The organism is Actinophytocola sp. (genome assembly GCF_009379765.1).
Taxonomy (GTDB): Bacteria; Actinomycetota; Actinomycetes; order Mycobacteriales; family Pseudonocardiaceae; genus Actinophytocola.
In genome coordinates this window covers 51,066-64,204 of sequence record NZ_WHTD01000009.1, presented here as the reverse complement: position 1 = coordinate 64,204, position 13,139 = coordinate 51,066, and the positions used below count along the sequence as shown (strand labels likewise).

At 66.2% G+C, this 13,139-nt stretch carries 11 protein-coding genes; 7 read left to right on the top strand and 4 right to left on the bottom strand.

Going from position 1 to position 13,139, the window contains the following annotated elements:
- Window positions 1-22: 22 nt before the first annotated feature.
- Window positions 23-427: a helix-turn-helix domain-containing protein gene (locus GEV28_RS04495; protein ID WP_291408855.1), complete on the bottom strand. Its 405-nt coding sequence runs from the start codon at window positions 425-427 to the stop codon at window positions 23-25.
- An 865-nt stretch (window positions 428-1,292) separates the two neighbouring features.
- Here GEV28_RS04495 and GEV28_RS04490 point away from each other — a divergent pair.
- The 6 genes from GEV28_RS04490 to GEV28_RS04465 all read left to right on the top strand — a co-directional run bounded on the left by GEV28_RS04490 (window position 1,293) and on the right by GEV28_RS04465 (window position 7,106).
- Entirely contained in the window at window positions 1,293-2,015 is a 723-nt protein-coding gene (locus GEV28_RS04490; protein WP_291408853.1) for a hypothetical protein, read from the top strand.
- A gap of 89 nt (window positions 2,016-2,104) precedes the next feature.
- Window positions 2,105-2,632: a hypothetical protein gene (locus GEV28_RS04485; RefSeq protein ID WP_291408851.1), complete on the top strand. Its 528-nt coding sequence runs from the start codon at window positions 2,105-2,107 to the stop codon at window positions 2,630-2,632.
- Window positions 2,633-2,697: 65 nt separating this feature from the next.
- Complete coding sequence (gene dnaN, locus GEV28_RS04480) at window positions 2,698-3,945, top strand: DNA polymerase III subunit beta (protein WP_291408849.1); 1,248 nt, start codon at window positions 2,698-2,700, stop codon at window positions 3,943-3,945.
- A gap of 163 nt (window positions 3,946-4,108) precedes the next feature.
- A complete protein-coding gene (locus GEV28_RS04475; protein WP_291408847.1) occupies window positions 4,109-5,044 on the top strand; it encodes a hypothetical protein in 936 nt (311 codons plus the stop codon).
- A 577-nt stretch (window positions 5,045-5,621) separates the two neighbouring features.
- On the top strand, window positions 5,622-5,900 hold the full coding sequence (locus GEV28_RS04470; protein ID WP_291408845.1) for a hypothetical protein: 279 nt from the start codon (window positions 5,622-5,624) through the stop codon (window positions 5,898-5,900).
- A gap of 411 nt (window positions 5,901-6,311) precedes the next feature.
- Window positions 6,312-7,106 (top strand): N-6 DNA methylase, encoded by a 795-nt coding sequence (locus tag GEV28_RS04465; RefSeq protein WP_291408843.1) that lies wholly within the window; start codon window positions 6,312-6,314, stop codon window positions 7,104-7,106.
- Between the two features lie 159 nt (window positions 7,107-7,265).
- Here GEV28_RS04465 and GEV28_RS04460 read toward each other — a convergent pair whose 3' ends face one another.
- The 3 genes from GEV28_RS04460 to GEV28_RS04450 form a co-directional block, all read right to left on the bottom strand.
- Complete coding sequence (locus GEV28_RS04460) at window positions 7,266-8,237, bottom strand: bifunctional lysozyme/C40 family peptidase (protein ID WP_291408841.1); 972 nt, start codon at window positions 8,235-8,237, stop codon at window positions 7,266-7,268.
- 7 nt (window positions 8,238-8,244) lie between these two features.
- Window positions 8,245-9,279 carry a replication-relaxation family protein gene (locus GEV28_RS04455; protein ID WP_291408839.1) on the bottom strand — a complete coding sequence of 345 codons (1,035 nt, stop codon included), beginning with the start codon at window positions 9,277-9,279 and terminating at the stop codon, window positions 8,245-8,247.
- Window positions 9,280-9,346: 67 nt separating this feature from the next.
- Window positions 9,347-11,860 (bottom strand): DUF87 domain-containing protein, encoded by a 2,514-nt coding sequence (locus GEV28_RS04450; protein ID WP_291408838.1) that lies wholly within the window; start codon window positions 11,858-11,860, stop codon window positions 9,347-9,349.
- 154 nt (window positions 11,861-12,014) lie between these two features.
- On the opposite strand from GEV28_RS04450, the gene GEV28_RS04445 reads away from it, so the two are divergent.
- Window positions 12,015-13,133, top strand: a complete 1,119-nt coding sequence (locus GEV28_RS04445) for a DUF3644 domain-containing protein (RefSeq protein ID WP_291408835.1) — start codon at window positions 12,015-12,017, stop codon at window positions 13,131-13,133.
- Window positions 13,134-13,139 lie beyond the last annotated feature (6 nt).

Here is a 13,139-nt window from a genome sequence, read left to right as displayed (position 1 = left end):
TCGCGCTGCCGGCGCGGCCTCTTTACTCATCGCCCTCGCCATGCCGACGCCGCTGCTGCACGCGCTCAATCAGGTCGCCGTGCTTCTCGGCCCACTGCACCACTGGCTCGAGAGCGGCGAAGAACTCCTCAGCCGCAGGACTGAGCGTGTACAGCGACACCGGCGGAAACACCCGCTCGTCCCGTGTGTGCACGACCATCTCGGCGGTCTCCAACCGCTTCAACGTCTCGCCCATGACCCTGTCGTGCAAGTTGTGGGTCTCGCTGTCCGACCAGCCATAGGGTACTTGCGTCGAGCGGATCTTCTCCAGCAGTTCCCCGCGACGCAACGGCCCCGACGACAGGGCAACAAAGATATCAGGCACCCAATCACCCTTAAATATGTTCTGCAGATCCCACATTCGCTTTAGAGATTTCTCATCTCCCATCTTCACATGACACCCCCGTTGTTCGTGCGCCTCCCCTGACGCGATCCCAACATAGACCGATAACCTAGTCATCCCCGGTTTCTATTGCCGATGAACGCGCGTAAACTAACATCAGCGAGGCTAACCTCCATGATCGTCGTCGGGGGCATCCACGTTACGCCGTTCATGCGGGACACGTGTACTGCGTTTCTACGCGCGTCCGCTAGGTAGGATTGCGTCACTCGTGTGGGTGACAGCCGGCACCCATGTTTTGGTCGCGCCGTGACAGCCCGTCCACCTTCCTATGTCCCTTCCTCTCCGGCTACCCATCCGGCTACCCATCCGGCTACCCGCTAGACGGGAAGGGCGCCAGAGCACCTTGTTGCAGGTCGGCGGCCCGCTACCCCTACCCTCGTGCCCTCCGACTTGGGTGCCAGCAGGCACGTGAACAGTCGGGCAGGGTACGTAGTCGCTTGATTCTCACGATGCATCACTTATCGCTCCATTCGCCGCTTCTCATTCGACTATTTCCTACCTCAAATTCGCATTCCTTCTCCTTCTCTTATGTCTTTCCATTTCTTATCCTCCGAATGTGTCCCTGAGCTGTCGCTCTGCCGGAAATGGCGGGATATCGGATGACCGTCATCGTCCGCAGTCGAATTGCGGAAAGGGGAAGAAATAGGTCGGAAAGTCGGCGAAAGCACTTGATTATCCATCCCAGCCGACTAAACTGATAGGTATCGGACAACGGGACAGCAACCCCGGAATCTGATTGGTAATCCAACACCGATCACATCGACTGAAAGGGTAGTCTGCGATGACTATTCTTGAAACGTCCGTGTCACGTTATTCGCTCGCTGTGGACGCGTCCGACACGATCACTGTCATGATCGACAACGCCGACAACCCGTGGGGCCGGCGGTTGCACGACGCGTTGACGTTCGCGACGTTCGCTGACTCCGCGTACCCGGTCACCCCGTATGCGAGTGTCGGCTTGGCGGATGTCCGGCCGGACGCACCGGACCGGCTGGACATGCCCGACGTGGGAGATCGTTCCGCGTCCGGAGTGCTGGACAAGCTGCAGGCTGCCGGATATGTCACCGCGCGCACCGTGTTGCGTGAAACGTCGTCGCAGGCCTACCTCTCCGACGGGCGCACGGTGACCGCGGTGCGGGTGCTCCGACCGTTCGCGCTGGTCGGTGTCGAGTACCGGTTCTCGCGTGAGGCCAACAGTCGGGCGATCAAGTACGGGCACGCGTACGCCGACCAGTGGGAGATCACCGACCGTTCCTACATCGTGCCCACCGGGTGGTACCTGGTCGGCGAAACCGGCGACTACGTGACCGACCTTGTCGGCGTCGCCGGTATGGACGGCGACCCCGACGGCTGCGTGTTCGAGATGGAGGGATTCGGCGCCTCACAGTGCGCCGCGGGCTGCCAGTCGTGCGACGCGCGATGGTTGGCCTACGCCGACTCGTGGCACTTCGACGCCGACGACAGCGACGCCGACGCGTGGGACTTCGACGACGCCGACGACATCGACGAAACCGCGGGCACCGTCGCGTGCCCGGCATGTGGCACCGGTCGCGTGGGTTTCGACATCTTCTGACTGGCCGCGCCAGCGGGCAGCTCACCGACGCGCCCGCAGGCCCGGCCCTCCTGAACTTTCTTTTCGTCTCTCGCATTGTGAGGTTTGTGATGTTTGCTGCGCTCTACGTGGACGGCGACCCCGCCAGACTGCCCGACGACACCCCGGACACGGTCAGCCTGGAATTCGACACCGACTACACCCCGACGTACCGGTGCCGCGCGTGCGGTGAGGAGCTCACCGAAACCGTCGACGGCTACGAAACCGAGTCGGGCGACACCACCTGTGTCGACTTCGAACCGGCGGCCGACACCGATCCCGACTACGGCGAGGGTCCGCACGAGCCGGAACGTATCCCGTTGTCCTGGTGCAACAGTGCCGCCGTGCACACCGACGAGTCGGAGGACTCCGTCACGGTGTCCATATCGGTCGGCGACCCCCGCGGCGCGTTCACGTTCACCATCCGGCGCGTGCCCGATGACACCGACGGCGACCTTGCCGGGCACCTGATCATGCACACCCCATACGTGGGGCAACCGTTGGCGCACATGGACCTCACGCCACTGCGCGACGGAACCCACGTTGTCGGCCCGTACGCGCCGACGCGCCGACTGCGCGCGGTTCCACCCGCGGCCTAAACCGTACCCGCGTGGCACCCGTTCACCCCTCACTCAACCACCGCTGACCGACGGAGGTACCTACGATGACCATCACCGCCGACACCCCGACCGCCGCGGGCACTCCGCGCACCGCTCCGGCCGCCGAACTGGGCTTCACCACCGACCGCGCCACCCTGGCCGACGCGTTGACCACCGTCGGGCTGGCTGTCTCGAAACATCCCGTAGTGCCCGTCCTCGGTGGCGCTCTCCTGCAGGCCCGCGATGGTCACCTCACGATCAGCGCCACGGACTACGAGACCACCGTGACCGTCCGACTGCCGGGCACCGTGCAGACCGCGGGCGCCCTACTTGTTGATCACGGAGAGATCACCAAGCTCATCGGCGCGCTCGTCAAGGGCACCCGCAAGCGCGATGCCGATGCGCTACCGGTCACCGTTCGCGCCACCGACGACGGCACCCCAGTAGTTGATCTTGGCGGGTACACGATGCCCGTCACCGGCTACCCGACCGAGGACTACCCCGCGATCCCCGACGCCGCGCCGACGCTGGCCCAGGTGGACCGGGAGACATTCACTCGCGACATGGCGCGCGTTATGGTCGCCGTCGGCAAGGACGACACGTTGCCCATGGTGACCGGTGTCAACCTGGAGATCGCTCCCAGCACGGTCACTCTGGCCGCAACCGACCGTTACCGGTTGGCCGTCGCGTCACTTCCGGCGGTGTCGGTCGCCCGTGCCGTCCGGACGACATCCGCCCTGGTGCCGGGGCAGCTGGTCGCCCCCATGGTCAAGCGGTTCACCGATGACCGCGTGCGTGTCGGGCTCGACCACGTCACAAGCCCATCGGTCGTGTCGTTCACCTGTGGCGACGTCACGATGTCCGTGCGCACCCTCTGTGCGGAGTTCCCGCGGTATCGGCAGCTCATCCCAGACGCCGCGGCTGGCACGGTGCAGACCGACCGCGCCGCGTTGCTGGCCACGGCGCGCCGTGCCGCCGCCGTGCTCGACGCGAAACGCCAAGCCAGCGGACAGGTCGCCGTGACCATCACCGGCGAGTCGGTGTCGGTGGCGCCCGTGCTCGACGACCACGCCGACGCCGTGACCGCACCAGAGCAACCGGCCCTCGTCGACGGGGTCACCGACACCGAAACGTTCCGGTTCAACCCCGCCCACCTGGCCGACGCGCTGAACAGCTTCACCGGCGACACGGTCACCCTGCACACCCAAGCCAGCGTCAACCGCCCCGTACTGCTGACCGACGCCGCGGACGCACTGACCGACGGCGGCGCGTTCCGCCACCTGATCATGCCGGTACGCGCGCCCCAGAACTGAGGACAACAGCCACAAGGGACAGACCCGTGTGGTGCATCGGGACAGCAACCCCGATGCACCACACCCCACCCAACACCGCACCGATGATGAACAGGAGTGACCCGCGATGACGCGCACACCCGGACACAGCACGTCCACCAGTCGCCGGAGGTCTCGGCACACCTTGTCGCCCGAGGCACGCGCCGAACGCCTGTCGGTCGCCCGTGAACAGCTGCTCAACGGGGTGGACAGGCTCATGACCGCGGAAGGCTGGCAACAGTTGATCACCTCCCGGGCGTGGCTGCGCCGCTACAGCCTCAACAACGTGATCATGATCTTGCAACAGTGCCCCGAAGCCACCGACGTACGCCCGCTGTCCGAATGGAAGCAAGAGGGCCACGGCTACATGCGCAAAGGCACCCACAAGATCAAAATCTGGAAACCCCGGCTCCGCACGCTCGACCCCGAGAAGGCCGGCAACGGCGGCGACTCCACCAACAGCCCTGACCAGACGACTGGCACAACGGAGCTGTCCGGATTCCTGCTCGTGCCCGTCGTCGACGTCTCCCAGCTGCAGGGCGAACCGCGGGCGAACCGTCCGGCACCGCCGCGACCAATCGAGCTGTCCGGCGACGCCCCCGCGGGGCTCTGGGACCTCATCGCCGCGCAGATCACGGCCCGTGGCTACAGCGTGGAGCGTGGCGACTGCGACGGCGCCTACGGCCGAACCATCTGGGGCGAGCGGCGCGTGATCGTGCGCGCCGACGTCGACCCCGCGCAGGCCTCCAAGACTCTCACCCACGAACTGGCACACATCCTGTGTGAGCACGAAACCCGCGGCGCCGACACCCCGCGGCATCTGCGCGAAGTCGAAGCGGAATCGGTGGCGTGCGTCGTGGCCGCGGTATGCGGCCTGGACACCCTGGCCTACTCCGTGCCCTACGTCGCCGGCTGGGCCGCCGACCGCGACGCCGCCCGCCAATCCGCCCAACGCGTGCTCACCGTCGCCGACGCCATCCTCGGCCGGCTCGACCAGGCACCGCACCAGGCAGCCAGCACCGACGCGGACACCAGCGCGGCCAACGCCGCACACCGCAACGTCCGCACCGAAGCCGCCTGACTACGGCGGACGCACTCCCTCTCTGTCTCTCGCATCCCGATGTCGACCCGTGCGGATGCGTCATCCCGCACCAGCAGGACCGCCACTCGGAGAAGTTGATCATTGGTTACCACTCTCGCAACCAAGCCATCGTCCATCAGCGCGCCATACAGGGCGGCGACTGGCTCATCCATAGCGCGAACTACCTCCACGTCCCAGTCCCGTTCACACTCGCTTCGCTCGTTGCACCGGACGTTGGTGCGACTGGGTATGGGCCTACGACGCGAGCGACTTCGGTTCCGCGCAGCAAATAGTTGGCGCCGACGCGGCCGGGCAGTCACCGTTCACGCTTCCCGATCCCACCGCCCATGGGCGCACCCCCCGCACCGCGATGCCGACGGCGCCACCGTGTGGGAGCGGCGGCGCTCACCCGAACGCCTTCGGCGACTCGTTCAGCACCCTTCCTTGCCGCGTGCGCTGACGGAGACGGATTCCCTGTCACCTAAACCACTTCCACCCGTGCCCCATGATCCACAAAGGACATCAATCAACTTGTCGAAATGTGTCGAGCTGGCAACCGTAAGAAGGAGAAGACCTCATGTGTCACAAAGAGAACGGTCACAGTATCCCTAACGAGTACCGTCTGATTGACGAAACCACCTTGTCTTTCCTCTGGTTTCAGACAGCAGGAATCACACTCCACTATTTCGGAGCGGGCAAAATTCAACCCGTCTCGGATGCGGAGCAAATCGACTGCGTCGCGAGTCTCGGGAGGCTTTATCAAGAACATGGACACATTCTGCCCGACGAAGCGCAGGTCGTCATGGATTGCCTCATCACGGCGGCGATCGGCCTGACAGAAGGCAGCGATCACTGAAAGACCGGGCCCGGCGGGTGAACACCTCCGAAGAGGCGCAGCAACTCACCCGCCGGGCATCCAACACCGCTCACCAACAGAAGGGTTCGCGGACCATCAGTCTAGCGCATCGCCCATGCCGCAGAACACCGCCACCTGCAGATGCCCGCCGGGGCGCCACGTACCCATGGACACGCACAACCGGTCCCGGAGGGGCTGCGCGCTCATCGACACGCTCGTCGCCACCCGCGTGTAGTGCGAACGATTGATCGCACGGCGGCATCCCTTCGCATCACTGGCCAGCGGCGCGCACCAGTAATCGAATCGAAATATCCGGAGAGCACCCTTATGTCCTCATTGCCTCCCAAGAAGCCTACACGTCAGCGCCTGAGGAATTCACGTAAACGACTCACGCCGCCCACGAACCCCGAAATGCACGCACGCAAGATAGCTGAGTCGGCGGAAGCTGCCTGGCACGGCGCGTACGGCACCGGGCGACTCGACCTTCCCGTATCGATCATTGCCACGCTCGCCGCATTGCCGCGAAATGACTCCCAAGGAAACGACGTCACCGACTCGATGATCGAATGTGATACAGCCGACTTCATGGCCTTTGCTCGTCACACATGGACTTCAGTCATTCGATCACGGCCAGAAATTACGCACCTGGTGTACCCGATCATCTCGTGGATCTTCGATGGGACCGAAGCAAGCGTGTACCAACACGCACATGCGGTTGCGCAAGCCGCCCTTCGGGCCGGTCAACCGGATCTGACTGGTACTGACCGGCGCTTCGACACCGACCTGCTCGGCAACGTGCTCACGATCCTCCGGCCAAAGTCCGCCCTGCAAGCCCGCGGACAGTTCTACACGCCCGCATCCATAGCCGAGTTGCTCGCGCGGATGTCCGATGTCGAGGAGCACCGCATTGTCGAGGACCCGATGATGGGCACCGGCGGTATGTTCCGCGCCGTGGCCGAAGTCATGCGGGAACAGGGCCGCGACCCTCGCACCGTCCGGTGGGTTGGCTGTGACATCGACCCCATCGCCGTCGCGTGCGCCGCTGTCAACAGCATGATCTGGGGCCTCGGACACGACATCGTGTTCCACGCGGGCAACGCGCTCACCCCAGATTGGGAGGCCGGCGCTCTGGCCCAACGAGATGAACTGCGACGACTGGCAACGGACATCGAGCGCGACAAGCGAATGATCGCCCTACTCATGTAGAGACCATCGGACGCACCAGCCGCCCGGTCGCGTGATCACTGCCTGTCGCTCGATCGCACGGGTACGCTGGAGCGGTGTCGCGCTTGCCAGTGACCTGCAGGCAGACGGAGCGCAACACTGCGGCTGCGCCTAGACGAACCTGCTGACTAAGGTATTTTCTTACGCGGCAACGGATCCAGCCGGGCGCGTAGCCCCGGCATAGGCGTCTCCGGAGTATCGGTACGGGCGGCGGCCCACGGTCTGGCCAAAGTCCGGTGCGTCCACCATCAAACCTCCACCAATGTAGAGACCCACGTGTTGGATCTTGGTGTTGGGGTTGCCATAGAAGACGAGATCTCCGGGCAGCAGGGGTTGGCCGTCCGGAACATGCGGGCCAGCGTGGTATTGCGTGTGTGCGGTGCGGGGCAGGGTGATTCCGGCGGCGCCGTAGGCGGCTTTGGTGAGGCCGGAGCAGTCGAAGCCCGCGTGCCCGGACTCGGGACCGTTGCCGCCCCATACATAGGGCAATCCTCGCTGACCGCAGGCGTAGTTGATCGCGGTCATGGCGGCGGTGTTGGTGGCCTGGATGGCGTTGCAGTCGCCGGTGCCGACGGTAGCGGTGTCGGCGTATTGTTTCGCTTGGGCGAGAACCTCGTTGACGTACCAGTCGGCGTGGTTGTAGGCGAAGATCGCGGCGCGTAGGTCGCCTCGGCGGGCGCCGTTGTCGCAAAGGTTGTAGGCGGCGGCGTGGATGGCGTCGTGCGGGTTGTACCGCGACGGTGGACTCGCGCCGCCGGCTGGGATCGTGTGTCTGGCGATCACGCCGTCAAATGTTGGCTTAAGGAACTGCATGGGACCACCGGCCCCGTACGCGTTTTCGGTGCCGTCGGCCACTCCGACGAGAGTGCTTCGGCCGTGGTTGCTCTCGATCTTTCCGATCGCGGCGAGGATCGACCAGTCCAGGCCGGGGCACACGCCTGCGGCCTCGCTGTAGAAGGCGAGGTAGTCGGCCGGGATGTCAGCCGGCGCGGCGGCGCTGGGCTGGCTGTTGTTGCCGCCGAAGATGGCTTGGACGACGGCCGTGGCGCCGCCACCGACGAGCAGGATGATCACGGTGGCGAACGCTGCTCCGGTGGCGGCGATCTTGCTCATAGAGGAGTCACCTCCTGCGGTAGGCGGGTTCGGGTGGTGGCATCGGGTGCGGCGGTGCCAGGTCGGGCCGTTCGTCGACGGCCTGGCGGGTGCGGTTGACATTGGCTGGGTGGGGTGCCGGTGTGGACAGACCGGGCCACAACGCGGGTAGGTCGGCCAGTCGAGTGCGTCCGGCTGTGTCGGCGTCGCCGACCCGTCGCCATCGCGGCAGGGCCATGTCCAGCGGATCGGCGCTGGTGGTGGCGTTGGTGGTCGCGACGGGGACCCGGCGAGGATGGTCGAGTGCGCGCTGAGCGTCGGCGAGCGCTCGCCGTGCCGTCGCCTCTCGCTCGGTGGTGGGCAGCCACACCAAGACGGGGGTGGTGATGCCGGTGGTGGTGGCGAGTCGTTCGTAGCGGGTGAGTTTCGCGGCGAGCCGGGAGAGTTGCTCGGTGCCGAAGTCGAACTCGACGAACCATTCGACCTCGCGGCCTGCTTCGCGCCAGCGGCCGTAGCCGTCGGGGGTGATGATGTCGCCCCAGTGCCGGCCGCAGCGGGCGGCTGACCACCACGCGGTGAGTTCCCCGGTGGCGCCGGGTTGGCGGGCGCGGCGAATGAGCGCGGTGAGCAGTCCGTTGCAGCCGACGGTGTGTGCGAGTTGGAGTGAGTACGCGCGACCGATTTCGCGGTCACGGTTGTAGTTCAAGGCGCCCGGTTCGATGCCGTCCTCGTGGGCCAGCAGGGTCGCCCCCGCGGTGTCCAGGACGTAGTGCATGGGGTGCGAGCCGCTGTCCCGGTGCGGTTGGAACCGGTGGAGAACACCCCACTTGTGCAGGTTGAGCAGCCGGAGGTTCGCCGCGCGCCGGGTGGGAAACGCGAGGTCGACGATCTGGTGGGTGGTGAACACCTTGTGCTCGAACAGCATGCGTACCAGCCACCGGTCCCGTGGGGTGAGGTGGCCGGCGAGCCAGGCGTGATGCTCGGCCGAGTTGCGCACGCGAGGCGTGTCGCGCTCGGGACGGTGGCCGCGCAGGGCGCGTTGTGGCGTGGGATTGGTGATCATGACGTGACAGCCCCTCCAGTAGCCAGGCACAGCGGGCCGCGGCGGATGAGCGGGTTGGGCGGGCGAGTCAGGCGGCGCGGCGCGGGTCGAGCGCGGTTCGCCGGTCGGCCTCGCCTCGATCGGTGTCGGACGCGGTCCGTGGCTGGGTGTTGACCTTGGCGAGCTGGCGGATCTGCTTGGCGCGCCCTGGGATGGCGGGCGACAGTTTCTGGGTGACGGCGGTGAACGGCGACGCTTCCTCGCTGTCGAGCACCAGGCGTGCCGCGATGTGGAACCGGCCGAGGTTGGCGAGGTCGTGCTCGGAGAGCCGCGGCGCGGTGTGGCGGGACAGGTCCCGCGCGTCCTCGGGCGACGCGGTGAAGATGATCTTTGATCGTGCGTTGGTGGAGATCCCTTCCTCCAGCTCGCGGGGAAGCTGGCGTAGGTACTGGTGTGCGAGGGTCATCGACATCCGGTATCCGCGAGCTTCGGCGAGCATGTCTTCCATCGGGTAGGCCAGGTTCAGGAAGTTGTGGCACTCGTCGATGTAGAGCCCGGCGTCGCGGCGCTTGCGCTGCGGTATCCGGGCACGGCGGGTCGCCGCCTGCCACGTCCGGGCGACCACAATGGACCCCATCAACCGGGCCGTGTCCATCCCGAGTGCGTCTTTCCCGAGACGTACCAAGCAGATCCCACCGTCGAGCACGTCGTCCATCTCGACCGTGGACTCGCCGCCGGCGAGAGCAGCCCGGACGAAAGGGCGTAGCAGCAGCCCGCGGAGCTTGTTCATCAGTGGCGCCACGACCTGGGCTCTGCTGGCTTCGGACAACTCGTCGTACCAGGTCCAAAACCCGAGCAGGATGCTGTCGGAGATCTGGTCGAGAGCGCGGTGCCGGAACGCGGGCACCGTGAGCAGCTTGGGCAGGTCGACCAGTGTTGGTGTGCCGGGCATCTCCCGCAGGGTGAGGAGTCCGGAGCGCAGGATGTCCTCGGTGCGGGGCCCCCAGCTGGACGAGTAGACGTGAGAAAAGATGGATACCAAGTTGTCGACGGTGCGGGCGGTGTCGGCGCCTTCCAACGGGTTGAGCACGGGTGGGCGGGAGCGGCTGTCGGCGTCGAAGAGCACGACCTTCTCGCCGAGCCGGGACGGCAGCCGCATCAGGATGTCGGTGACGAGGTCGCCCTTGGGGTCCACCACGACCAGTCCGCGGCCGGCGTCGGCATCGTCGAGGATCATCCGGGCCATCAACTCGGACTTGCCGGATCCGGTGGCGCCGAGGATGTGCAGGTGGTGGCGGGCGTCGGCCACCCGCAGTCCGACCGGGCGGGGGTGACCGGAATCGGTGATCCCGATCGGCTTGACCCCGGCCCCATCGGTGGCGATACCGGGCGGTGGTGGGACGGCCTTGGCGCCGGCTCGTTGCAGACCGGGGATCGCCTCGTCGGTGGGCACGTGCGCGAGCGCCGCCAACTCGGCGATCGAGAGCAGGTCACCAGCGGCGAGGCGCCGCTGGGCCACCGCCCGCACCGGGTGACGCAGCCGGACACGGCGGTAGTAGTTGTGCTCGCTGAACGCGGCGAACGCCGAGGCGATCGCGTGGCCGCGTCCGCGCAGGTGTTCGCGCACCGGCGCCCTCTCCGAGCCGGTGATGTCGTTGGGAACGAGGGTGGCGACGGCGTAGCGGATGCGTGTCTCGTACTGGGGACCGCGCTGCTTGGCGACGATCACCCGGTCCTGCGCCGAGTTCTCCAATGAGGTCTGGTGATCGGTCACCGGTTTCGCGGTGGTGCTGGGTCGCCGCGAGCCGCTGTGTGGGGTGATGAGATCCAGCAGCCGCCCAGCCATTCGGACCGAGTTGCCCGTACGGACTCGGCGGGCGGCGCGGCGGGCTGTGCGGACACGGGCACCGGTGACCGGGCGGGCCAGGATCTGCACCACGGCTCGCTCGTGGTGGGCGAGCCCGACCGGTGCGCCCAGCAGTGCCCGGATCGGGTCGGTGGGGAAGTCCGAGCGGATGGGCAGGGTCTCGCTGCGGGCGAGCCGCAACTCCCCGCCCGCGGCCTCGACGGACTTGCCCGGCGGAGTGGTGAGCGGGATCGGCGGCTTGGCTGGAGTGGTGCGGGTGTGTGCACCGGGCCAAGCCGCTTCGATCGCTCGCTCGGCCATGCCCGGTGGCACGATTCCCGGTAGCCACAACCGCAGCGCGACCCCGCTGTGGGTGAACACGTATTCCCACACGATGTGCGGCTGCCCGTGTACCCGCCGTTTCCAGCCGGGCCGCAACAGCCCGACCAGGTTGGAGTACAAAGCCGCGGCGCCGTCGGGGTCCACCGTGGGCGGGGCGAGCACAGTCACCATGCGGGCATCGGTGGCCATCCGGTCGTGACAACGCCGCCGCCACCACCGGCGCTCGACGACACCCATTGTCGCCGCGAGGGCGAGCGCGGGACCCAGGGTCGGCCCCCAGGCGACGGCGAACTCGCGCAACGCGACGAGGACCGCGTGCATCGCGCCACCGGGGTCGCGGAGATAGTCCTGTACCGGCGAGGCCAACGCCGGGATGCGGGCGGTGAGGGCTCCGGGAAATGGAGCGGCAACCATCGAGACTCCCTTCGAGTGAAGGTCAGCAATCACCGTCAACCACCCCGGCATCGGCCAGATCGAGTGGAGCATCCGCTGACCCGCGCTCGAAATTTGCTGGACACGCGACTCCGAGAGGCCGATGATCGTGATTTCGCGACCAACGGAGGGCACGGTGAAGCTCAAGCAGGAGAGCCGGGTACTCAAGCAGAAGGCTCTGGACTCCCTGGTCACTTCCATCGAAGCCTTCAATGCCCCTCGCGAGCAAGGTCGCGTTACACGCGTGCTGATGAACCTGCAACACGCCTTCGAGATGCTGCTCAAAGCGGCACTCGTACAGACCGGCGAGAAGAACATCTTCGATAAGCAGACCGGCCGATCGATCGGCTTCGACAGGTGCCTCGGCCTCGCTGCGGCCAACACCATCATCAAGCTCGCCGATGCCGATGCCGATGCCGACGCCGGCACGCTCCGCGCAATCGACGCCATGCGCGACGACGAGCAGCACTGGTTCAACGTCGTGTCCGAGCAAGTGCTCTACCTGCACTCCCGAGCAGGCGTCACCCTCTTCGACGACCTGCTGCAGAGTGTCTTCACCGAAAATCTCGCGACCCACCTGCCCTATCGGGTTCTGCCGTTGTCGGTCGACCCACCCCGAGACCTCGCGCTCATCCTGGACGACGAATACAGCCAGATCGCCTCCCTGCTGCAACCCGGTCGACGTGCCGGCCACGAAGCACGCGCCCGCATCCGCACACTCCTCGCGCTGGAAGCCCACGTCGAGCCGGATACCAGAGTGTCCAATAAGGACGTTCTTCGAGTCGAACGAGGAATTCGAAACGGAGCCCCACGCGAACAGGTATTCCCGCGGCTGGACGAAGTGTCGACTGCCATCCATGGAACCGGAATCACCCTGACCGTTCACTTCACGAAGAAGCAAGGTGCCCCGGTGCAGTTCGTAGCAGACGACTCGGTACCGGCTGCGGCTGTCCGCGAAGTCGATCTGCAGCGCAAGTACCACCGGTCCCCGACGGCGCTCGCCGAGGCGCTCGGTCTGACGCTTCCGCAGAGCAAAGCCTTGCGTGATCATCTCGGGATCGACGCTGACGAGACCTGCAGCCATGAGTTCGTCTTCGGCAAGCAACGGTACTGGCGCTACTCGGACAACGCCTTCAGAACGATGCGGGATGCCCTTGAGGCCCTCGGCGTTCATGCCATTTGGGATGCACACAAACCGTCCGGGAGGTCCGTGGCGAGGCCTCCGTGCCCCCTTCCCGGATGCAAGGCAGGGTGACGCCGC